The sequence below is a fragment of the Alcaligenes sp. SMD-FA genome (assembly GCF_025960365.1).
GTDB classification, from domain to species: domain Bacteria; phylum Pseudomonadota; class Gammaproteobacteria; order Burkholderiales; family Burkholderiaceae_B; genus Alcaligenes; species Alcaligenes aquatilis.
Genome location: NZ_CP110108.1, coordinates 2,472,509 through 2,495,692 on the forward strand (window position 1 = coordinate 2,472,509; position 23,184 = coordinate 2,495,692).

The following is a 23,184-nucleotide window of genomic DNA, read 5'->3' on the forward strand; positions in this document are numbered from 1 at the left end:
GATACGCAACAGACAAAACAGTATTCTACCGCCGTCAGCTTACCGACGGCGTAAAAAATGCAGAGTTTTTTCAGCTTGCTGGTCTTGAGCCAACAGTTCATTGCCAGTTTGGCGACAAAAAGCCTGAAAATCTTGAATAGCGTGCTGATCGGTTGTAATGACCTGCAACACTTGCCCGGACTCCAACTGCGCCAAGGCTTTCTTGGCACGCAAGATAGGCAAGGGGCATTTCAGCCCGCTTGCATCCACCTGCAGATCGCTATTGGGCAAAGCGCCGGTCTCGGACATCGTCATTACGCACCTAACTTGCTTTGTACCCAGGCCTGCACCGAGGCATTGGCCTGAGGCAGGACGCTGGCATCGGTACCGCCGCCCATGGCCATATCAGGACGTCCACCACCCTTGCCGCCCATTTGCGAGGCCACAAAACCCACCAGATCACCGGCCTTGACCTTGGCGGTCAGGTCAGGTGTCACGCCCGCCACCAGACTGACCTTGCCGTCGGCCACGATGGACAGCAAAATCACGGCAGACTGCAGCTTGTTCTTCAACTGATCGGCCATTTCGCGCAGGGCTTTGGCTTCCACGCCTTGCAGCGTGGCCACCAGCAGACGGCTGCTGTCATTCAAGGGTACGGCTTGGGCCAACAAGTCCTGGCCGGCCGAAGCCGCCAGCTTGGATTGCATTTGTTCGCGCTCGCGCTCCAGATCCTTGATCTGAGCTTGCAAGGCACTGATACGGGCAACCAAACCTTCTGGTTGGGTACGCAGGCTGGCAGAGGCATCGTTCAGCAGACGTTCCTGGGCTTGCACCCAGTGCAGGCTGTTGGTGCCGGTGATGGCCTCAACACGGCGCACACCAGCGGCTACGCCACCTTCCGAGACAATCTTGAACAAGCCGATATCGCCCGTACGCTGAACGTGCGTACCACCGCACAGCTCGCGAGAGAAACCAATATCCAGTACACGCACTTCGTCGCCGTACTTTTCACCAAACAAAGCCATGGCACCGCCGCTGACGGCGTCGTCAAACGACATCAGCTGGGCTTGCACGGCCTGGTTAGCCAGAACCTGATCGTTCACAATGGCTTCAACTTGAGCGATTTGCTCGGCCGTCATGGCGGCATCGTGAGCAAAGTCAAAACGGGTCTTGTCAGCGTCCACCAGGGAGCCACGTTGTTGAACGTGACCGCCCAGCACCTGACGCAAGGCCTTGTGCATCAAGTGCGTGGCCGAGTGGTTACGGATCACACGCTCACGACGCTCGGTATCCACCTGGGCTTGAACAGTCTGGCCCACAGTCAGCGTGCCAGCGTTCAGCACACCCTGGTGTCCGAAAACCTGATTGGAGATCTTTTGTGTATCTTGAACGTCAAAGGACAGCCCTTTGGCGTCGCTCAAGATACCGGCATCCCCTACCTGACCACCGGACTCGGCGTAGAAAGGTGTGGCATCCAGAACCACTACCGCTTGCTGACCTTGGGTCACGGATTGCACAGAGGTGCCATCCACATACAAGGCGGTAACCGTGCCGCTACCTTCCAGAGTGGTGTAACCATCAAAGCGGGTTTGCACACCGGAATAGCTCAGGCCTTCGGCTGTTTTGAACTTGCCCGAAGCGCGTGCCATCTGACGCTGGTTTTCCATGGCGACTTCAAAACCGTCCAGATCGACCTCGATGCCACGCTCGCGGCAGATGTCGGCGGTCAGGTCCACAGGGAAACCGTAGGTGTCGTACAAGGTGAACAGCGTCTGGCCGTCCAGCTTGGCATTCTCTGGCAGGTTGGCCAAAGCGCCTTCCAGAATACGCATGCCGTTTTCCAGCGTTTCGCTGAAACGCTCTTCTTCCTGGCGCAGCACTTGTTCGATACGCTCGCGCTGGCTAATCAGCTCGGGGTAGGCTTCGCCCATGGTCTGGCCCAAGTCCTGCACCAAACGGTAAAAGAACAAGCCCTTCTGACCCAGCTTGTGGCCGTGACGCAGGGCACGGCGAATAATACGGCGCAGCACATAGCCACGGCCTTCATTGCTGGGGATGACCCCATCAATGATCAAGAAGCTACAAGCACGGATGTGGTCCGCAATTACCTTGAGCGAGTTATTGCTCAAGTCGCTGGTCTTGGTTTCGCGCGCGGCGGCTTGAATCAAGGATTGGAACAGATCAATTTCGTAGTTGGAGTGCACGTGCTGCAGCACAGCCGAAATACGCTCCAGACCCATCCCTGTATCCACACAAGGCTTGGGCAGCGGTGTCATGGTGCCGTCGGCGGAACGCTCGAACTGCATGAACACCAGGTTCCATACTTCGATGTAGCGGTCGCCGTCCTCTTCAGGCGATCCGGGAGGACCACCCCAGACATCGGCGCCGTGGTCGTAAAAAATTTCCGAGCAAGGACCACAGGGGCCGGTATCGGCCATCTGCCAGAAGTTGTCCGAGTTGTAACGCACGCCGCCCTTGTCGCCGATGCGGATGATGCGCTCTTTGGGCACACCAATTTCCGAGGCCCAGATATCGTAGGCCTCATCGTCTTCCTGGTAGACGGTGACCCAGAGTTTTTCTGCAGGCAGTTGGTAAACCGTCGTCAGTAGTTCCCAGGCATAGCGAATAGCGTCTTGCTTGAAGTAATCGCCAAAGCTGAAGTTGCCCAGCATTTCAAAAAAGGTGTGGTGGCGGGCGGTGTAGCCCACGTTTTCCAGATCATTGTGTTTACCACCAGCACGAACACAGCGCTGAGAACTGGTCGCACGCTTGTAGGGGCGGGTCTCTTTACCCGTGAACACGTCTTTGAACTGCACCATCCCTGCGTTCGTGAACAGCAAGGTAGGGTCATTCCCTGGAACCAAGGAAGCCGAGGAAACGATGTGGTGTCCCTTGGATTCAAAAAAAGAAAGAAACTTCTGACGAATTTCTGAGGTTTTCATTACATGCAACGCGATGGAAAATTTAACTGCCTATTATAAGACGATCAGCCTTGCAGCCCATGCGCGCGCTGCGCTGGCACAACACCTGCCGCCCCGGCATAGCAGTGAGAAGCCCGGACGCCACACTCCCTTTACGAGCGGCTGCGTAAGCGTCAGATAGTACTGTTTTCAGCGGGCAGAAACAACAATTCCGACCCTGGCGAGTCGGAATGTGAATGCACCCTGCTCAGATTCAGGATGTTGTCTTGATGGGCCAGGAGGCATGAACCCTGGCCCTGCCCCGATCAGGCCTTGGGCTGATAGGGATGATGCTCGGCCCAGTGGCGAGCAATGTCCACACGACGGCACACCCAGACACGCTCATGCGATTGCACGTAATCCAGGAAACGCTGCAAGGCGCGGAAACGGCCAGGACGGCCGATCAGACGGCAATGCAAACCGATGGACAGCATCTTGGGAGCCTCTTCGCCTTCCTCGTAAAGCACATCAAACGCGTCTTTCAGGTAGGAGAAGAAATGATCGCCAGTGTTAAAGCCCTGAGGAGCCGCAAAGCGCATATCATTGCTGTCCAGGGTGTAAGGCACGATCAACTGAGGCTTGACAGTATTGTCGCTGAGCTGAACCTCGGCCCAGAAAGGCAAATCGTCACCGTAGTAGTCGGAGCTATACAGGAACTGGCCCTCTTCAGCCACCAGGCGCAATGTATTTGGGCTATCGCGGCCGGTGTACCAGCCTTCGGGATGGTGGCCCAGCAAGTCCGTCAGCACGTTCACGCACTGGCGCATATGCTCGCGCTCGACTTCTTCGGACACGTTCTGGTAGTGAATCCAGCGGTAGCCATGGCAAGCGATCTCATGACCCAGGCGCACGAATTCCTGAGCCAGCTCGGGATGACGCTCCAGCGCCATGCCCACCCCAAACACGGTCATGGGCAGGCCACGCTTTTCAAACTCGTTCAGAATCCGCCAGACACCAGCACGCGAGCCGTATTCGTAAATGGACTCCATGGATAAGTGACGGTCCGGGTAAGCGGCTGCACCAATAATTTCAGACAAAAACTGCTCAGAGCCCGGGTCACCGTGCAGGACGCAATTCTCGCCGCCTTCTTCATAGTTCAAGACAAACTGCACCGCAATGCGCGCCCGATCAGGCCATTGTGCATGGGGCACGTTTTTACCGTAACCGACCAGGTCACGAGGGTACTTGCTCAAGGACATACCGTCTCCGTTTAGCGTTTTACGCTGAGGGCCAGCCAAGGATCGGCAGCATTGCCATCACCCGCTTCGCTCATGCGATGTTCACAATCACTTAAGTGATGATGCATAGCCAGATGCGCGCCTTCGGCATCGCCCTGACTAAGCTTGTCCAAAATCTCTTTGTGCTCGTAAAACGAACACGCCTGTTCGCCCGGTGTATCGTGATACGCAATGATGAGCGTGGTGCGGGCGCACAAGGTGTGCATCAACTCGGTCAGTTCATCATTGCCAGCGCAGCGCGCCAGCATCACATGAAACGCATTGGACAGGCGCAACCAGCTGATGCGGTCGCCATTTTCAAAAGCGTGCTGTTCACGTTCCACCATTTCATACAGGCCAGCCAAACGCTCCGGCAGATCCGGGTAGCTGATCAGTTTTTGCAGAATCAAGGCTTCCAGATCACGCCGCAGTTCAAACACGTCCCGTGTTTGCTTGGCCGTCGGCTTCCAGACAAAAGCACCCCGATTGGGTTCAATGACCACAATCTTGTCGTGTTCGAGGGCAGCCAGCGCCGCACGAACGGTCGCCCGCGAACACTCGAAAATCGTGCATAGCGTGGCTTCCGTCAGTTTGGTTCCAGGCAAAAGACGGCGGTCAACGACCGCATCAAAGATCTGGCTATAAACACGCCCGACCTCGCTATCTGCCATGCCTCCCTCTAGCAGCGAGGAGGCGCTGGGCGCTTGGGATTCACTGCTCATCCCCTCTTGCCGCCGTATCTGAAGCATAGAATTTCTCGTTATTGACTATTGACAATTATTCGGTACCCCGACAAAATCGTCAACATAAATTGTCGACAATCTGATTCCTCAAACAGAGCGACAGTTTCGGGGCCTCAACCCAGCGCACTGATCCTTGCACCGTTGGCCCCCGGCCGGTTCTCAAAACTGGGCTCGCTGGACCTTTTTTGATCACCATAAACCGGAGACATTTATGGGAAAGCTATCAACCCATGTCCTTGACACGACTCAAGGACGCCCAGCCAGCGGCGTGCGCGTCGATCTTTATTCCATCGAAAACGATCAACGTACTCTGATCAAAACCACTCACACCAATAGCGACGGTCGCTGTGATGAGCCCCTGCTGCAAGGCCAGGCCATGCACACGGGCGTTTTTGAACTGGTGTTTCATGCAGGTGACTACTTTGCCGCCAGCGGTGTGACTCTGCCCGAGCCACGCTTTGTGAATCAGGTCGGCATTCGCTTTGGTATCGCTGATGCCAATGCCAATTACCACGTACCTCTGGTCGTGACCCCCTGGTCCTGGTCCACCTATCGCGGCAGCTGATCGCGTATCCAAGTCGACTTTTCGCTTCTATACGAAACCACTCTGATACGAGATCTTTATGTACGCTTACCTACTTGAGTACGGCAACCTGCTGCTGCGCTGGTTGCACGTAATTGCGGCCGTCGCCTGGATCGGCGAGTCCATCTACTTTGTGATGCTGGACAACGGCCTGAAACCGCCTAAAGGCGAAGAAAGCAAGAAACGCGGCGTGTTTGGCGAGATGTGGGCTGTCCACGGCGGCGGCTTCTATCACAACCAGAAATACCTGACCAACCCGGCTGAGCTGCCCGATGACCTGCACTGGTCTTTCTGGAAGTCCTACACCACCTGGTTGTCCGGTTTCTTCCTGTTCGCCCTGCTCTACCTGACCAAGCCCGAGTTCTATCTGGTCAACCCCAACAGCCCCTGGGAATGGGCGGCTCAAATGACCGGCACCCAAGCCAACGTCATGGCTATTGCCTTCCTGGTACTGGGCTGGGTGGTCTATAACGGCCTGTGCCGCTTGATCAGCCCCAACATGAACCGCGACGGTCTGCTGAGCGTGGCCGTGGCCATCATGATGGTGGTCGTGGCTTACCTGAGCGCGCACATCTTCTCGGGTCGTGCTGCTTTCTTGCTGACTGGCGCTGTCATGGCCACCAGCATGTCGGCCAACGTGTTCTTCTGGATCATTCCCGGCCAACGCCGCATGGTCAAGGCACTGAAAGCCGGTCAAGCCCCCAACCCTCTGGATGGCAAGCGCGGCAAACAGCGTTCGGTACACAATACCTACTTCACGCTGCCCGTTCTGCTGCTGATGCTGAGCAACCACTACTCGTTCACGTATAACAACCCCAATGCGTGGATCATCATGGTGCTGTTCATCTTTGCCGGCGCCCTGATCCGTCAATACTTCGTGCTGATGCACGCTGGCATCAAAAAGCCTGCCTACCCGGCTGCCGGTGTTGTGCTGCTGCTGATCGTGGGTTACCTCGCGGCACCTGCCAGCCTGAAAGGTGACGTTGCCAGTGCTCCCGCAGCCGCTAACGGCGCAGAAACCGTCAACGTTGCACGCATCCAGGAAATCATGGATGCCCGATGTGTTCAGTGCCACGCGGCCAAACCCAATGCCGACTTCGGCTTTACGGCTGCCCCTGCCGGCATGTTGCTCGATACCATCGACAACACGGTGCTGCACGCCGAACAGGTGAAAACCGTGGTGCACTCCAAGTACATGCCCCTGGGCAACATGACGCAAATGACCGACGAAGAGCGTGCTGCCATTGCCGCTTGGAGCGGTACCCGCGACTAATGCAGAACAAGGCTCAAGCCTGACCGAGCGACAAGCTCCGTGGTCACTTTCAACCCCGATCTGATGAAAATCACGTCGGGGTTTTTTCTTTCTCAAGGACTGTGGGGAGACGCGCCAGATCTGCGACTTGACGGGCTCCTGGCCTTGAGGAGTCAATGACATACAGGCTCAAGGATATACGGGCTGGAAAACTGAATCATGGTGACTTTGAAAGCCCGAGTTTGGCTAGACGCATCCCCCCGGCCTCAGGAAGGCAAACAGAGTTTTATGGATTGAACTTCCGGCTGCGACTGCTGAGCCTGATCCGAGGCGGTTGACAGATTCAAAACCTGAGCCTGTCCCCGACTGTGGCTTTGGCTTTGGCTTTGGCTTTGGCTTTGGCTTTGGCTTTGGCTTTGGCTTTGGCTTTGGCTTTGGCTTTCAGCATGTTCCCGGGGCAGCCCTATTTCAAGCTCAATACAGCGACTATCTAAAGACAAGAGGCGCATTTGCCTATCTCGCTCGCGCCCTATCGGCCATAACTGTCCTTGCTGAAACAGGAGCAGGCGCTGCCCATGCTGCACCTCAGCCAGCAAGCGCGTATCCCGCCCATAGACAGCTTTCAGTTTTAATCCAGGAATAGCTTTGCTCGATCTGCTCTTGTCCACGTCCGGTTGAGCCAAACCCGCCCCCTCCTGCCCCTCTAATGGCCTGGAACATGAGACCATGTTCTGTCGCGCCTGCTCGGCCTCCAGCAGCAACATATCGCGCACGACCGAAACCATGGCTTCAGTCGCTTGAGCTGGCAAGCTAAGTATCAGCGCTCCGCCAAACAGAATGCTCAAATACCTGCGCGCGTTCCTCCTTGCCCGAACCTGCCCACTCATCAACATAGCCTTCCAGCTCCACGATAAAAACGCTGCCCAGCAGCGAGGGATAAGACTGCGGACTCACTGACAAGCTCAACCTGTCCCACTGCAACTGAGGCAAGTGTGCGGCGAGCAGGTAGGCTGAACGCAAAGGAGACTGACTGCTCCAAGTACGACGCCAGGCATCTGGTTCTGATTGATCTCTGGTGCGCCGAGACTCCTTGGCTTGGATCAGAGCCTGTGTCTGCTCCCCAGCCTTTGCTTGCAGCTGTGTGTTCACCTGATTACCGGTTTGAACTTGCCCTGAATACTGAGATTGGTGGTGCGCCTGTGCCCGGGCAAGCGAAAAACGCATAAATGCGGGCTGCAAAGCCTTCAATTCGGCAATCAGGTTGGCTGATGACTCAACAGGCAGCGTTCGCTGACCTTGTGGCGATGGGCGCTGTTGCTCCTTAGGCAGATAAGTGCGTTGCACATGCAATTCAGCCTGCCCTGCCCCTGTCAGCGCCAGCATGTTCGGAGCGCGAGTTTGACGCTGCATGGCCAAACTAAAGCTTTGTACATCTTCAAACCCATAGCGTGCATGACAGTCCCAAGAAGCCACGCGACGACGGCAGTCCACCTCCTGCAAGCGCCAGCCCACTCCTTGTGCCGGCAGCTCCTCAATCAGATCCAGAACAGTCTGCGCGCTAGATAGCGGCAATGTATTACCCTGCTCAAGAACCCCTTTGCCAGCAGGCTGTCGTTCAGCCCCCACCCCACGAGAGTCGGCAGAAAAAACGCCTGCCAGAGCCAGCACCACCAGCAACGGCGCAACAAGCAAGCGAAGAGGGACCTTACTGGGACGCCAAAGCTCTCTGCCGCCTTGACGCTGCATACAAGCCTGCGCTCGTCTACCCTGCTCCAGGCACACCCATACATCATCGGGTTGCCGCAGTTCACGTATGACGGGATAGCGTTCCTGCATTGCCTGTCGCAAGGCCTGCACCTGCCCGACCTGTGTCAGCACACAATCGCTGCCTTCCACAACCAAACCCTGCTCCAATGCCAGGAACCACAACAGGCCGGGAGCCACGGCCCATAAAAGAAAAACCGCTTCATCAGGGTGATGCACAGCCAGACACGCAGCCGCCGAATAAGCCCGCATATGCCTGCGTTTTACCCGTGTTGGCCCCTCTTGAACCAATCGCAATATCGAGTGTGTCCGTTTGGAATAGAGCCACCGGTTTTGTACCCAGCCTATTGCTTGTCCTGCTGCCTGCCCTTCCAAGAAACAAGCCCAATGCGATTGTGTCGAATTCCGAGTGTGAGTCCAGCGCGCGTCCTGTCCGTGACGTGCCCATTGCAAACCAAACCAATACTCACGCTTGGCTGTAGAAGCACTCATTTCTCTCTCCCGCCGCTACCCACAGAGCGGCTAGCTCGCGCACTATCGAAGTACCACAATTCAGGCTGGTGCTTCAACGCTGAACCCAATGCCTCCAAGCGTTCCGGTGTATCAGTCACCAACAAAGCATGGGGCGGCACCCCAAGCACCTGGACCCTTCCAGCGCGAGATAGAAAAGCTTGTGCCGTGTCTTGCAGATAAACATGGGCGGCGTTTTCCAGACTTGGCGTTTCAGTCTGCACAGACGTCACAGCGGACTCGAAGGCACTAGCTGCAGGTTTATCCAAATAAGCAGCATTCACAGCTTTGATCAGCGGTAAGGCAAAGTGACGCGTTTCCGTGCGATATAACTCGATACGTCCTGCCCGATAGCGCCACCGAATGCTGTATACCGCGCTGACTTGATTGAGCAACTCCGGCAAGCGTAATTGCTCAAAAACCAGGCTGCCATATTGGGGCAGCACTTCCAACTGATCCCCCACACTGAGTCGCGGCAAGAAAAGCGCCAAAGGCAGTCGCGCCTCCGGGCTGATGGATACCGTCAGATCCGACAAAAAAGACAAGCGGCGCGCCAGTTCATCCAGACCAGGTAAAGGCGTTTCCAAGGAAAAGCTGAATGTCTGTCTGGAACTCATCAGGTCTGGTGAGTCAGCGGCTTGCTGGATGGGCACAGCAGCGCCCAACAGCCAAGGTCTATCAACAGACTGGGCCAGTGCATCTGTAGGCAGGTCTAACTTGCCAAAAAAAACAGCATCGTCCAGCCACGGCGGGTCAAGGTGATGCTCCGCTGTTTGCAAAGCACAGCCCGACAACAAAACCAAAAGCAGCAAAAAGAGGTGATTCATGACCGCTCCTGCTGCTGCACACTCGGGTCGCAGGGTTGCGGACTGGCCAGAACACGCAGCACCTGATTGGAATAAAAACAGGCCTGCAAAGAATGGGCGTTCAGTTGTGCCGCCGTCAGCAATTGGACCACCGCAGACTCAAAGTTCCCCTTGAAGCTGGCGGCAGCCTTGACAGGAAAATCCACCTCCAAAGTCCAATGTTCCGGCGCAAAAACCCATTTCGCTTGTTTGGCCCAACGCATTAGCGCCTGCCTTAGCGTCCGATCTTTCAAACGCAGTTCAAAAACAGTGGAATCAGGGTTCGGGAGATTGACCGCCCACGTATCCGAGCTGGCTTGAAAGGCAACCCGTTGCACCAACTGTGCGGGCGCGGGCTCTGGTTCCAGCTCCAGCACTTGTACCGCCCCCACAGAGCTCGGTTTCAAGGGATCTCCTACAGGCAAAGGCCGGGCTGAAACATCCGATTCCTCTGCCCCTGACAAGGCAGAGCCTTCACTCTGGCTACTCTTGCGCCGCAGACTGGCCTGTGCCTGCGCCTTGCCTGCACGAAACACCAGCTCCGCCCACAAGCCATCGACTAACTGAAACTGCCCCGAAGGTCGTAGCGACAGCAGCACTTCCTGGCCGTCCCTGCGGCCAAACACCGCTGGCAAAATCTGATCTGGTGCAAAATGCAGCCAAATGCGCGTCCCGTTATCAAAGACCTGCATAGGCCCCACTTTGGGGTCGCCGGATAAGCGCCAATCAAAATTGAAGACGCGCGCACCCGGATCGGCCAACAGACCATCCGGCCCCTGACTGGACTGACAGGCAGACAGCCCAAGCGCACAGATCAGCACGATGCAGAAACGGACAAGAAAACGCATTACAAACACCCAAAGAAAAAACCCCATGTCCCGTCAAGGGCATGGGGTCTATCTTCAAGGATGCTTGCTCAAGCCGCTAGATCGGCTTGTACGCACAGATAAATCAGCGTCCTCTCTGTGCCACCAAACGATTAGCTTGCGTGGCGGCAGTACGCAATGCCGTCATGGCAGGTTGCTGCCCATCCAGCGCACTTTCCAGGCTCTGATTGAACACGGCACGAATCTGACGATAGTTACGGAAATTGCCCTTGGCTGTGCCCGACGTACCGCTGCTGTAGGCTCCCACCAGGTGCATCCAGTCGCCCTTGTCCTTGTAGTAGTCGTTGCCTGTGGCATTAAAGGCTTCGCGGCTCACCGGTAAAAAACCTGTCTTCTGGTACCAACGTGCGGCGTTCTCAGGCTGAGCCAACCAGCTGATGAAACGGGCCGAAGCCTGATTCTGTTCGGCATTATGGCCTTTTACCGCCCACAGCGCCGATCCGGTCACAAACGGTTTACCAGGAGTTTGGGTCACTTCAGGATAGTAAGGCAGACCAGTCACTGCGTACTTCAAGCCACGCGTGTCGCTGTATTCACCAATATGGCCGGAGTTCGAGAACATGACGGCACATTCGCCCTTGGCAAAGCGCTGGGGCGATTCTGGCAATGTGCCGGGCTTGACCATCAGCTCGGATTTCACCCAACTGATCATCATGGACAGGTGACGGATGTACATCACATCAAAGTCAAAGCCCACTTTGCCTTTCACCTTGGGACCCGGTGCCAGACCGTAAATCTGGTTATTCACCGCTGCCAGGTTCTCCAGGTTGATGGAGACAGACTGATCCGAAGTCAAGGGACAACGGCGCGAGCCTTTATTGGCCAGATCGACGAGCTGGGCCTGCAAATCCAGCCAGACACGGCTGGGCACCGCAGGCTCGATCTTGGCTTTATCAAACGCGTCCAGGTTGTAGTACATGACCGGAATTTCGGCCATATAAGGGAAGCCTTGCAATTGACCGCGGCCATTGCGCACAAAGGAGTTCGAGGCCAGGAACCAGGACACATTATCCATTTTTTCCCGAGCCAGCAAGGTGTGCATAGGCATGATGTAGGGGCGATCAGCGACCTCGTCCAGGCCGGACATCTCGCCTAATTGCACCAGATTGGGCAAATCCTTGCCCGCTTGCAAAACCTGTTCTAAAGAAGCTTCCGTATCATGAGCCTTGACCGACACCTTGACATCGCTCTGGCTACGATTGAAATCCCGAACCAAGCGTTCAAACTCGTCCTGATTGTGCGAGTTCAAAGCGGTCCAGACCTGAATATCAACGGCTGCCAGGGCAGTCGACCCGAACAGCAAAGCGGCTGAGCCACCCGCTGCCATCGCCAAAGCCATAACACCCCGTTTCAACAGTAATCCGCGTAGATTTTTCATACATCCTTCATGATAAAAAAGGAAATTCAGGTTCGGGTTTGTGTCCCATGAGCAGGTCTGCCAGGGCTCGGCCAGAGCCTACACCCATCGTCCACCCCAGGGTGCCATGCCCGGTATTCAGGTACAGGTTAGGTATGGAAGAGCGGCCTATCAGTGGGATATTTGATGCTGTGGCAGGACGCAGTCCTGACCAGAAATGAACATTATCAAAATCCAATGCGCTTGGGAACAGATCCGCTACATGCGTTAACAAAGCCTGACAGCGGGCGGGGTTCAAATTGCGCGAATAGCCCGACAATTCTGCAGTTCCAGCGACCCGCAGGCTATCACCTAAGCGGGAAAAAACAAGTTTGTGATCTTTATCGGTCAGGCTGACCGTGGGCGCCCCCTCGGGAACCAGTACCGGAAAAGTAGCCGAATAGCCTTTAGCCGGGTAAACGGGGCAGGAAATCCCCAGCGGCTGTAAGACGGTGGGACTGAAGCTACCCATGGCCACCACAAAGGCGTCTGCCTGTATGGACTCGTACGTACCGTCCGGGCCAATGACCTCGACACCTACCACACGCCCCTTGGCCGTCAGCAAACGGGTGATTTGTGTAGAAAAGCGAAACTCCACCCCGGCTCGCTTGGCCATGGCCGCCAAACCGCAGGTAAATTGGTTGGCATCACCGGATTCATCATCCTTGGTATAGTCGCCACCCACAATCTGGCCACGGGCCGACGCCAGAGCAGGCTCTAACTGCACCAGCTCGTCCACGCTCATGATGCGGCGATCCACCCCCATATCGCGCATGATATCGGCCATCTGCTGAGAATCATCCAGGCTTTGAGCATCACGGTAAAAAGTGATGATGCCTTTTTCCTGATGGCGGTAATCAAAATCCAGGCTAGGACGCAATTGCTTGAGTGTGCTGCGGCTGTATTCCGCCATGGCCACCAGGGCGCGCACATTGGGCGTAACCCGTCCAGGCAGGCATTCACGCAAGAACGACAGGCACCAGCGCCACTGGCGCAGATCCAGACGCGGACGGAATAACAAGGGAGCATCGTCCTGCAACAACCACTTCAGCAGTTTGAACGGCATTTTCGGGTTGGCCCAGGGCTCGGCATACGACACCGAAATCTGGCCGCCATTGGCACGCGAGGTTTCCTGCGCAGGGCCGGTTCCCCGCTCCACGACCACCACCTCACAACCTTGCTGGCTAAGCCACCAGGCAGTTGATACCCCAATAATGCCGCTGCCCAGAACTGCTACTTTCATGTGTACTGTCCGCTTGTTGAGCTATTGACCAAGACGCTTACTTTACATCTGCCAGGGACGTAAAGGCATCTGCAAAATAATTGTCCGGATTCAGTTGGGCCTGCTCCACAAAATCCTTGCGCGCCGCTTCAACCATGCCCGGCGCGCCACAGGCGTATACCTGCCAGGCTGACAGGTCCGGCAAATCAGCCAGCACAGCTTGATGCACAAAACCGGTGCGGCCTGTCCAGCCATCTTCAGGCTGAGCGTCGGAGACCACCGGAATGAAACGCAAATTAGGCAATTCGCTGGCCCATTTCTCGGCCAGTTCGCGCTGGTACAAATCCTTGGGTCGACGCCCGCCCCAGTACAGCGCCACTTCGCGCTGGCTGCCGGTTTGAATCAGGCGTTCGATCAAGGCCTTGATCGGAGCAAAGCCCGTACCGCTGGCCAGAAACACCATAGGAGCCGCGCTGTCTTCACGCAGAAAGAAAGAACCCAGAGGCGCTTCCACACGCAGAATTTCGCGCTCTTTCATGGCGGTGGCACCGGCACCGAACACGTGATCGGTAAACACGCCGCCGGGCATGTGACGAATATGCAATTCCACCTGATTGTCTTCCCGTGGCGGTGTGGCCATGGAGTAGCTGCGACGGCTGCCGTCCTTCAGGATGAACTCCAGATACTGACCCGGGTAGTAACGAAATGGCTCGGATGACGGCATTTGCAGACGCACCACCATCACATCATCACGTACTTTTTCCAGGCCCACCACGCGCGAGGGCATTTTGCGAATCTGGATATCGGTCGCCATACGAATTTCGTGGGACTCGATCAACATGTCGCTGCTGGGCTTGGCCTGACAAAACAGGGTGTAGCCTGCAGCGCGATCCTCTTCGCTCAACAATTGCTCGGGCGCACGGCCTGCCTCGTACTCACCTTCAATGACCTTGCCACGGCAAGACGAACAGGTGCCGTTGCGGCAGCTATAGGGCAAGACGATACCGGCATTCAGTGCGCCATCCAGCACAGACTGTCCGGGCTGAACGTCAAAACTGTGCCCGCTGGGCTGAACCGTGACTTTGAAACTCATATCCAACACTCAAAAAAGAAATCTATCAGGCGGAGGGCCAGCCTCCGGCGGCTATACAAATTCAGGCCTGTTCAGGTCGATGCAACACAGGGTCGTTCAATTTGAGCGACAGGGTCTTGCCCTTGCCTGCGCGCTTGCCCAGATAATTGGCCAGCATATCCAGATCCATCACGATGGTAGACGGACGTTTGCGATTCACCCCGCTAACGGCCAGACCCGCCTCCCCAAAGGCCACCCATTGACTGAGCGTATCGCCATCGTTCAGCTTGATCAGCACCGTGCCACGGCCGCCTTTGGACAGCACCTTCAGTTCCTTGATATCCACCACCAGGAAACGCCCCTGTTCGCTGAGCAGGCCTACGTACTGGTCATCCGGACGCAAGGCCAAAGGTTTGAGCAGCTTTTTGCCGTCCTCAATAGTGACAAACTGCTTGCCCGCTTTCTGGCGTGTATTCATGTCGCCTTGAGAGGCCACAAAACCGTAGCCGTCGCAGGCAGCCAGCAAATAGTTCTGATCCAAAGGAGCGCCCAGGATGTGCTCGATAGGCGCACTGGGGCTGACTTCAATCATGGAGGTAATGGGCTGACCGTCTCCACGCGCCGAAGGCAAGCTGGAGACCGGAACAGTATAGACCCGGCCATCGGTACCGATGGCGACCAGGTCTGTGGTACTACGGCACTCCAGCGCATCGCGCAAGCCATCGCCCGTCTTGAAACTGAACTGTGAAGCGTCATGACCGTGGCCCTGGCGCGAACGCAGCCAGCCTTTGCGCGACACAATCACGGTGACCGGCTCATCCACCACCTTGGTTTCCAACACAGCACGCTCGGCCGCTTCAATCAAGGTGCGACGCTCATCGCCATAGGTTTTAACGTCTGCTTCGATTTCTCGAATCATCAAGCGTTTCAAGGATTTGGGATCGTCCAACAGCTTTTGCAAAGACTCCTGTTCCTCCAGGCGCTCTTTCAGCTCTTTCTCGATCTTGAAACCTTCCAGACGGGCCAACTGACGCAAGCGCATTTCCAGAATATCGTCAGCCTGGCGCTCGCTTAAATCAAAGCGCTCCATCAAGGCAGCACGCGGCTCGTCGGACTCACGAATGGTTTGAATGACCTCGTCCACATTCAGGTACACCACCATGCGCCCTTGCAGCACATGAATACGATCGGTGACCTTGTCCAGACGGTAACGAGTACGACGCTCCATCGTGTGACGACGAAATTCCAGCCAGCTCAGCAAGACCTGACGCAGGGAGCGCTGGCCAGGACGACCGTCCGTATCGATACATACCAGGTTGATGGAGACGTTGCGCTCCAGGCTGGTCTGTGCCAGCAAGGTGGTCACGAACTCGTCCCGATCAATGGCGCGGGATTTGGGTTCAAACACCAATCGCACCGCAGCCTGCTTGCCGGACTCATCGCGCACGGCGTCGAGCATGTTCAGCATCAAGGCTTTGGTTTGCTGTTGCTCGGTGCTCAGGGATTTCTTGCCCGCCTTGACCTTGGGATTGGTGCGCTCTTCAATCTCTTCCAGAATCTGCTGAGAGGAGCTGCCGGGCGGCAATTCAGTGACCACCAATTGCCATTGACCACGTGCCATTTCCTCAAATACCCAACGGGCACGTGCCTTGATGGAGCCCCGGCCCTGAGCGTACACCGCCGCAATATCATCGGCAGCGGAAATGATCTGGCCACCCCCTGCAAAATCCGGGCCAGGAATGATCTCGTGGATGTCCTGGTCGCTTAAATTCGGGTTGCGCAGCAGGCTGACACAGGCTTGGGCTACCTCACGCAGGTTGTGCGACGGAATCTCGGTGGCCATCCCGACAGCAATCCCCGATGCGCCGTTAAGCAACATGATGGGCAAGCGGGCTGGCAAGGTCACCGGCTCTTTCTGGCTGCCATCGTAGTTGGGGATAAAGTCCACCGTGCCTTCGTCCAGCTCGTCCAGCAGCAACCGCGAGAACGGAGTCAGGCGCGCTTCCGTATAACGCATAGCGGCGGCATTGTCGCCATCGCGCGAGCCAAAATTGCCCTGCCCGTCCACCAGCGGATAGCGCAGCACAAAATCCTGCGCCATACGCACCATGGCGTCATAGGCGGCCTGGTCACTGTGGGGGTGATATTTACCCAGCACATCCCCCACCACGCGCGCCGATTTCACAGGCTTGGCCGTTGGGCCCAGGCCCATGGCATCCATCGCATACAGAATGCGGCGCTGTACCGGCTTCTGACCATCGGTCAGGTCGGGCAAAGCCCGTCCGCGTACGACCGAGACGGCGTAATCCAGATAAGCCTGTTCCGCGTAAGTCCCCAGCGTGATGCTATCGTCCGATCCCGCCGGCTCAAAATCCAATTGATTGCTGTCCATAAATAACTCTTAAATCGGGCTTAGACGTCCAGATCGGCCAAATTGCCTTTTTCTTCCAACCAGGCACGGCGGGCAGAGGCCTCGCCCTTGCCCATCAGCATGGTGAACATAGCCTGCGTGCCGCTTAAGCCATCTTCGCCCCAATGCACTGGCAATAAACGACGGGTATCCGGATTCATGGTGGTATCCCACAACTGCTCCGCACTCATTTCACCCAAACCTTTAAAACGGCTGATGCTCCAGGACTCGTTGCGTATACCTTCATTGCGCAACTTCTCCAAAGTGGCATCCAGCTCGCCCTGATCCAGACAATAGATCTTGCGAGCCGGGCGTTTGCCAGCGGCAGGCACATCGACGCGGAACAAGGGTGGGCGCGCCACATACACGTGCCCGGCTTCGATCAGCTTGGGGAAATGGCGGAAAAACAAAGTCAGCAAGAGCACCTGAATGTGCGAGCCGTCCACGTCCGCATCGGACAGGATACAAATGCGGCCATAGCGCAAACCGGACAAATCCGGCTCGGACTGGGCATCATGCGGGTCCACGCCAATGGCTACGGAAATATCATGAATTTCCTGGTTGGCGAACAGGCGATCCCGGTCCACTTCCCAGGCGTTCAGCACCTTGCCGCGCAGGGGCAAGATGGCCTGAAATTCCTTGTCGCGGCCCATTTTTGCAGAGCCACCGGCCGAGTCGCCTTCGACCAGAAATAGTTCGGAGCTCTCCAGATCGTGCGATTCGCAGTCCGTGAGCTTGCCGGGCAACACGGCTACCCCGGAGCTTTTACGTTTTTCCACTTTCTGGGCCGAACGGGTACGGGCCTGAGCCTGACGCACCGCCACTTCAGCCAATTTTCGACCCTGATCCACATTCGCATGCAGATGCAGTTCCAGTGCGTTGCGTACATAGCCACTGACCAGACGCACGGCATCGCGGCTATTGAGTTTTTCCTTGATTTGCCCCTGGAATTGCGGATCCAGCACTTTGGCCGACAGCACAAAACTGGCACGGGCAAAAACGTCCTCAGCCTGCAGCTTGACGCCCTTGGGAATCAAACTGTGCAGCTCGGCAAAGCTGCGCACGGCCTGATACAGACCATCACGCAAGCCCGATTCGTGCGTCCCCCCGGCACTGGTCGGAATCAGATTGACATAAGACTCGCGCACAATCTGAGAGTCCAGGGTCCAGGCCACGACCCAATGAGCCCCTTCACCAGGGGAGAAATTATCGTCATCCTTCGGGGCGTACTGGCGGCCCTCGAATAGAGGCACCAACAACTCCACGCCGTCCATCTCTTCTTGCAAATAACCGCGCAAACCGTCCTCATAGCACCATTGCTGGCGCTGGCCGGTTTTCTGCTGCACCAGCTCCACGGTCACCCCTTCCAGCAAGACCGCTTTGCTATGCAGGATGTGCGTCAGTTGAGCCAGGGGAATCTGGGCGGAGTCAAAGTACTTGGGGTCAGGCCAGACCCGCACACGGGTCCCGGTCTTGCGCTTGCCCACGGTGCCCGTCTGGGTCAGGGGCTGCTCCAGCTCGCCGTCGGCAAACACAATTTCATTGGCTTGCCCGTCGCGCCAGACCAGCACTTCCAGGCGACGCGACAAGGCGTTGGTCACCGACACACCCACCCCATGCAAACCGCCGGAAAAGGCATAGGCTCCGCCATTGAGCTTGTCGAACTTGCCCCCGGCATGCAGTCGAGTGAACACCAGCTCAACCACGGGCGCATTCTCTTCAGGATGCAAGCCAACGGGAATACCGCGCCCGTCGTCTTCGACCTGGATACCGCCGTCCTCCAGCAAGGTAACGGTCAGGGTGCGGGCAAAACCAGCCAGGGCTTCGTCGGCGGCGTTATCGATGACCTCCTGCACAATATGCAGGGGATTATCCGTGCGGGTATACATGGCCGGGCGCTGCCGGACCGGTTCCAGCCCTTTAAGCACCCGTATAGAAGATTCGTCGTAACGTGTAGTAGACAACTTGATTCCCGGTAGATCGTACAGAAAAACGCTATTTTACGAGTGGTTAGGCGCCAGTGGGGAAACGCTTTATTGGCGCGCGTTGCGCAGTGAATGCACATTATCAACCAGACGCAATGGTATCCTGTCAAAAATTGGCAACAAGACCGTCGCAATTGGCCGTAGAATACATTGTGCTCAGGTCACGCCACACGTATAGTTTTTCGTTATCTTTTATTTTTTTGCATTTTGCCATGAGCGACTCCATCATTCACGTTACAGACGCCTCCTTCGAGAGCGACGTCCTCAAAGCCGACCTTCCTGTTTTGGTCGATTATTGGGCTGCCTGGTGCGGCCCCTGTAAAATGATTGCACCTTTGCTTGATGAGGCGGCCGAACTGTATCAAGGTCGTGTTATCATCGCTAAGCTCAATGTCGATGAAAATCCCGACACTCCTGCTCAATTCGGTGTTCGCGGTATTCCAACGCTCATGCTGTTTAAAGACGGTAAAGTCGCCCAGACTAAAGTCGGTGCACTTTCCAAGTCTCAACTTAGCGCGTTTCTCGACAGCTCCCTGTAATCTCTGATTAACCGCACGCAGGCCCATCGCTGGCCTGCGGTCTGCTGCTGAAAGCCCTTCCCCACACTCATGCACCTGAACGAATTAAAAGCTCTGCACGTCTCGCAGCTGCTAGAAATGGCTGCCACTTTGGAAATCGACAACGCGAACCGCTTGCGCAAGCAAGAGCTGATGTTCGCGATCATGAAAAAGCACGCCAAAAAAGGCGAGCAGATTTTCGGTGACGGGGTGCTTGAAGTCCTGCCGGATGGTTTTGGCTTCCTGCGTTCGCCAGAAACCTCCTACCTGGCCAGCACAGACGATATTTATATCTCTCCCTCGCAGATACGCCGTTTCAATCTGCACACAGGCGACTCCATTGAAGGCGAAGTGCGCACCCCTAAAGACGGTGAACGCTACTTTGCCCTGGTCAAGGTCGACAAGGTCAACGGCATGCAGCCCGAGGCCATCAAACATCGCATCATGTTTGAGAACTTGACCCCGCTGCATCCTGATCAGCCCATGCGCCTGGAGCGTGACATCAAAAGCGAAGAGAACATCACAGGCCGTATCCTGGATATCTTCTCGCCTATCGGCAAGGGCCAGCGCGCCCTGATCGTAGCCAGCCCCAAATCCGGTAAAACCGTGATGATGCAGCACATGGCTCACGCCATCACGACCAATTACCCCGAGGCCGTCATGATCGTCCTGCTAGTGGACGAACGCCCCGAGGAAGTGACCGAAATGCAGCGTACCGTACGCGGCGAAGTGGTGGCCTCCACCTTTGATGAACCCGCGACGCGTCACGTACAAGTGGCCGAAATGGTGATCGAAAAGGCCAAACGCCTGGTTGAATTGAAAAAAGACGTGGTGATCCTGCTGGACTCCATTACCCGTCTGGCTCGCGCCTACAACACCGTGGTCCCTGCTTCGGGCAAGGTATTGACCGGTGGTGTAGACGCCAACGCCCTGCAGCGCCCCAAACGCTTTTTTGGTGCTGCCCGTAATCTGGAAGAAGGTGGCTCCTTGACCATCATCGGTACTGCCCTGATCGAGACCGGCAGCCGCATGGACGAAGTCATCTATGAAGAATTTAAAGGTACCGGCAACTGCGAGATCCATCTGGAGCGCCGCCTGGCCGAAAAACGCATTTACCCTGCCATCAACCTGAACAAGTCAGGTACACGTCGCGAAGAATTACTGATCAAACCCGACCTTCTACAAAAGGTCTGGGTTTTGCGCAAATTCATCCACGGAATGGATGAAATTGAAGCCATGGAGTTTATCCTGGACAAAATCCGGGCAACAAAGACCAACTCCGAATTCTTCGACATGATGAAGAAGTAAATCGAACATCCTGCGCAAGCCTCTCTATACGAGAGGCTTGCTTGCGATGGGCGTATTGATCGGGTGCAATCCCATGCATCCATTCTTTCAATCTGCTGAGTTCTACTCGAAATCTCAGTATTGCAAACAGAGTTCGCTTGCAATGAAATCTATCTCTCTAGAACAGTTCCTAGCCAGAGTGCAGTCCCGCGACCCAAGTCAGCCTGAATTTATGCAGGCCGTACGGGAAGTGATGACCAGCTTGTGGCCCTTCATCGAGAAAAACCCCCAGTACGCCGACCACGGTCTGCTCGAGCGTCTGGTTGAACCCGAACGTGTTATCCAGTTTCGCATTTCCTGGGTAGATGATCGTGGTCAGGTTCAGGTCAATCGCGGCTTCCGTATTCAGCACAATAATGCCATTGGTCCTTTCAAGGGCGGCATGCGCTTTCACCCCTCGGTCAATCTGTCTATCCTGAAGTTCCTGGCTTTTGAGCAGACCTTCAAAAATGCCTTGACCACCCTGCCCATGGGCGGCGGCAAAGGCGGCGCGGATTTTGATCCCAAAGGCAAATCAGATGGCGAAGTCATGCGCTTTTGCCAGGCCCTGATTGTTGAGCTTTACCGTCATCTGGGTCCAGACACCGACGTTCCTGCAGGTGATATCGGCGTAGGCGCGCGTGAAGTGGGCTTTATGGCCGGCATGATGAAAAAACTCTCCAACAGCGCGGCCAGTGTCTTTACCGGCAAGGATTTGTGCTTTGGCGGCAGTTTGATTCGCCCTGAGGCCACGGGTTATGGCACCGTATATTTCGTACAGGAAATGTTGGCACGTAAAGGGCTGTCTTTAGACGGCATGACAGTGTCCGTTTCTGGCTCGGGCAATGTCGCTCAGTACGCCATTGAAAAATGCCTGGACCTGGGTGCCAAAGTGGTGACCGTTTCCGACTCGCAAGGTTGCGTGGTGGATATGGATGGCTTTACGCGTGAAAAACTGGCGGCTCTGATGCACATTAAAAATGTACAGCGCGGCAGCTTGGTCGATTATGCCCAACAACACCGCCTGCTGTACGAGCACGGAAAACGTCCTTGGCACATCCCCGTCGATGTCGCCCTGCCTTGCGCAACCCAGAACGAGCTCGATGGCAAAGACGCCGAAATTCTGATCAAGAATGGTGTGCGTTGCGTCGCCGAAGGTGCCAATATGCCCAGCACGCTGGACGCAGTCGATGCCTTTATCCACGCCAAGATTCTGTATGCCCCAGGTAAAGCCAGCAATGCTGGTGGTGTCGCCGTCTCTGGTCTGGAAATGAGCCAAAACGCCCAGCGTTTGAACTGGACACGTGAACAAGTTGACGCAAAGCTGCACTCCATCATGCGTGACATCCACGAAAATTGTGTGAACTATGGTCAAGAAAGCGACTTCATCCACTACGTTAACGGCGCCAATATTGCCGGCTTTGTCAAAGTCGCCAATGCCATGCGTCATCAAGGTGTTTATTAAGTTTTGCGCCTTGCTCAGTAGTCAAAAAACCGCCCACAAGGCGGTTTTTTTTGTCCACAGAATCCGACATTCATATAACGGCAGCCAGATAAGCTCCCTGAAAAAAGCTCGTCAGCACTCCACAAAAAATCAAAACCGAGCTTTTTGATCCACCGCCGCTGCCATGGCCTTGCCAATCGTGGCTATGGCCGCATTGCGCGCTTGCATCGAGGCCTTGGTTTCCGTGATGTAGACAGCCGCCACCAGCGGCCCACGCTCAGGGGGCCACATCACCGCCACGACACCGCGTGTGCCGTAAGCGGCTGCCCCGGTTCGGTCTGCTACGGTCCAGCTTTCAGGAACGCCAGCTCGCAACAAGGGCCCGCCCACTTCGTTATGGCGCAACCAGTCAATCAGCCGATCACGGTCTGAGGCTTTAAGCGCGTCGCCCAAAACCAGATTCCGCAAAGTTTGCACCATGGCTTGCGGGGTCGTTGTGTCGCGCAGGTCGCCGGGCGTGGCTTCATTCAAGCTGGGCTCGTTGCGATCCAGGCGCGTCACCGTGTCACCCACGCCACGAAGAAAGGACGTGATAGCCTCAGGCCCGCCCAGAATCTCCAAAACCCCATTAGCGGCACTATTGTCGCTGTTGCGCATCGTGATCGCACACAATTGAGCTGCTGATACCTGCTGGCCGATCAGCTCCTTTGTGGTGGGTGCGTAAGACTGAATGGCCTCCTCCTTGATCAGCCAGGCAGTTTTCATCGCACCTGGCCCTCGGGCCAACAAAGCCGCACAGATCAAGGCCTTGCTGGTACTGGCCATAGGAAAGCGCTCATCGGCACGGTATTGCCACCACTGCCCGTCTGCCGTGTCCAGTACGGCCAGACCAACACGGGCCTGCAAGGACTGTTCGACCTCTTGTACGGCCCGAACCACCGGATGGGTTTGCGCCCCAACAGCATGGAAAGACAGGCCCGCCACAACCAATGTCGCTGCCAGTCGTTTCAGTCTATGTGCGCTCATCGGCCC

19 protein-coding genes are annotated in these 23,184 nt (G+C 56.1%); 5 read left to right on the plus strand and 14 right to left on the minus strand.

What is annotated here, in order from left to right:
• Positions 1-39 precede the first annotated feature (39 nt).
• The 4 genes from OKX01_RS11430 to OKX01_RS11445 form a co-directional block, all read right to left on the minus strand.
• Positions 40-294 carry a sulfurtransferase TusA family protein gene (locus OKX01_RS11430; protein WP_009455909.1) on the minus strand — a complete coding sequence of 85 codons (255 nt, stop codon included), beginning with the start codon at positions 292-294 and terminating at the stop codon, positions 40-42.
• A complete protein-coding gene (gene alaS, locus OKX01_RS11435; protein WP_264671762.1) occupies positions 294-2,921 on the minus strand; it encodes an alanine--tRNA ligase in 2,628 nt (875 codons plus the stop codon). The genes OKX01_RS11430 and alaS overlap by 1 nt, the downstream gene beginning before the upstream one ends.
• Before the next feature lie 284 nt (positions 2,922-3,205).
• Positions 3,206-4,138: an allantoinase PuuE gene (puuE, locus tag OKX01_RS11440; RefSeq protein ID WP_264671763.1), complete on the minus strand. Its 933-nt coding sequence runs from the start codon at positions 4,136-4,138 to the stop codon at positions 3,206-3,208.
• Positions 4,139-4,149: 11 nt separating this feature from the next.
• Entirely contained in the window at positions 4,150-4,905 is a 756-nt protein-coding gene (locus OKX01_RS11445) for a GntR family transcriptional regulator (protein WP_230017836.1), read from the minus strand.
• 205 nt (positions 4,906-5,110) lie between these two features.
• Here OKX01_RS11445 and uraH point away from each other — a divergent pair, with 205 nt between their 5' ends.
• Positions 5,111-5,464 carry a hydroxyisourate hydrolase gene (gene uraH, locus OKX01_RS11450; RefSeq protein ID WP_264671764.1) on the plus strand — a complete coding sequence of 118 codons (354 nt, stop codon included), beginning with the start codon at positions 5,111-5,113 and terminating at the stop codon, positions 5,462-5,464.
• Positions 5,465-5,522: 58 nt separating this feature from the next.
• Positions 5,523-6,755, plus strand: coding sequence for a urate hydroxylase PuuD (locus OKX01_RS11455; RefSeq protein ID WP_230017835.1), 1,233 nt, complete (start codon positions 5,523-5,525; stop codon positions 6,753-6,755).
• Between the two features lie 245 nt (positions 6,756-7,000).
• Here OKX01_RS11455 and OKX01_RS11460 read toward each other — a convergent pair whose 3' ends face one another.
• The 9 genes from OKX01_RS11460 to OKX01_RS11500 all read right to left on the minus strand — a co-directional run bounded on the left by OKX01_RS11460 (position 7,001) and on the right by OKX01_RS11500 (position 18,810).
• Positions 7,001-7,579, minus strand: coding sequence for a hypothetical protein (locus OKX01_RS11460; RefSeq protein ID WP_264671765.1), 579 nt, complete (start codon positions 7,577-7,579; stop codon positions 7,001-7,003).
• Positions 7,545-8,990, minus strand: coding sequence for a hypothetical protein (locus tag OKX01_RS11465; RefSeq protein WP_264671766.1), 1,446 nt, complete (start codon positions 8,988-8,990; stop codon positions 7,545-7,547). Before OKX01_RS11465 ends, OKX01_RS11460 begins: the two co-directional genes overlap by 35 nt.
• Positions 8,987-9,835 carry a hypothetical protein gene (locus tag OKX01_RS11470; protein ID WP_264671767.1) on the minus strand — a complete coding sequence of 283 codons (849 nt, stop codon included), beginning with the start codon at positions 9,833-9,835 and terminating at the stop codon, positions 8,987-8,989. Before OKX01_RS11470 ends, OKX01_RS11465 begins: the two co-directional genes overlap by 4 nt.
• Positions 9,832-10,701, minus strand: coding sequence for a TcpQ domain-containing protein (locus tag OKX01_RS11475; protein ID WP_159063939.1), 870 nt, complete (start codon positions 10,699-10,701; stop codon positions 9,832-9,834). The genes OKX01_RS11470 and OKX01_RS11475 overlap by 4 nt, the downstream gene beginning before the upstream one ends.
• Before the next feature lie 103 nt (positions 10,702-10,804).
• Positions 10,805-12,118, minus strand: coding sequence for an extracellular solute-binding protein (locus OKX01_RS11480; protein WP_094197073.1), 1,314 nt, complete (start codon positions 12,116-12,118; stop codon positions 10,805-10,807).
• Between the two features lie 7 nt (positions 12,119-12,125).
• Positions 12,126-13,379: a D-amino acid dehydrogenase gene (locus OKX01_RS11485; protein ID WP_094197074.1), complete on the minus strand. Its 1,254-nt coding sequence runs from the start codon at positions 13,377-13,379 to the stop codon at positions 12,126-12,128.
• Positions 13,380-13,416: 37 nt separating this feature from the next.
• Positions 13,417-14,451: a CDP-6-deoxy-delta-3,4-glucoseen reductase gene (locus OKX01_RS11490; RefSeq protein ID WP_094197075.1), complete on the minus strand. Its 1,035-nt coding sequence runs from the start codon at positions 14,449-14,451 to the stop codon at positions 13,417-13,419.
• Between the two features lie 61 nt (positions 14,452-14,512).
• The gene (parC, locus tag OKX01_RS11495; RefSeq protein WP_094197076.1) at positions 14,513-16,822 is read right to left on the minus strand and encodes a DNA topoisomerase IV subunit A; all 2,310 of its coding nucleotides are present in this window, start codon (positions 16,820-16,822) and stop codon (positions 14,513-14,515) included.
• Between the two features lie 20 nt (positions 16,823-16,842).
• The gene (locus OKX01_RS11500) at positions 16,843-18,810 is read right to left on the minus strand and encodes a DNA topoisomerase IV subunit B (RefSeq protein ID WP_376913651.1); all 1,968 of its coding nucleotides are present in this window, start codon (positions 18,808-18,810) and stop codon (positions 16,843-16,845) included.
• A 227-nt stretch (positions 18,811-19,037) separates the two neighbouring features.
• Here OKX01_RS11500 and trxA point away from each other — a divergent pair, with 227 nt between their 5' ends.
• The 3 genes from trxA (at position 19,038) to gdhA (ending at position 22,173) form a co-directional block, all read left to right on the plus strand.
• Positions 19,038-19,364 (plus strand): thioredoxin TrxA, encoded by a 327-nt coding sequence (trxA, locus tag OKX01_RS11505; RefSeq protein WP_094197078.1) that lies wholly within the window; start codon positions 19,038-19,040, stop codon positions 19,362-19,364.
• 69 nt (positions 19,365-19,433) lie between these two features.
• Positions 19,434-20,690 (plus strand): transcription termination factor Rho, encoded by a 1,257-nt coding sequence (gene rho / locus OKX01_RS11510; RefSeq protein ID WP_094197079.1) that lies wholly within the window; start codon positions 19,434-19,436, stop codon positions 20,688-20,690.
• A gap of 142 nt (positions 20,691-20,832) precedes the next feature.
• The gene (gdhA, locus tag OKX01_RS11515; RefSeq protein ID WP_094197080.1) at positions 20,833-22,173 is read left to right on the plus strand and encodes an NADP-specific glutamate dehydrogenase; all 1,341 of its coding nucleotides are present in this window, start codon (positions 20,833-20,835) and stop codon (positions 22,171-22,173) included.
• 129 nt (positions 22,174-22,302) lie between these two features.
• On the opposite strand, the gene bla is transcribed toward gdhA, so the two are convergent.
• Positions 22,303-23,178 carry a class A beta-lactamase gene (gene bla / locus OKX01_RS11520; RefSeq protein WP_264671768.1) on the minus strand — a complete coding sequence of 292 codons (876 nt, stop codon included), beginning with the start codon at positions 23,176-23,178 and terminating at the stop codon, positions 22,303-22,305.
• Positions 23,179-23,184 lie beyond the last annotated feature (6 nt).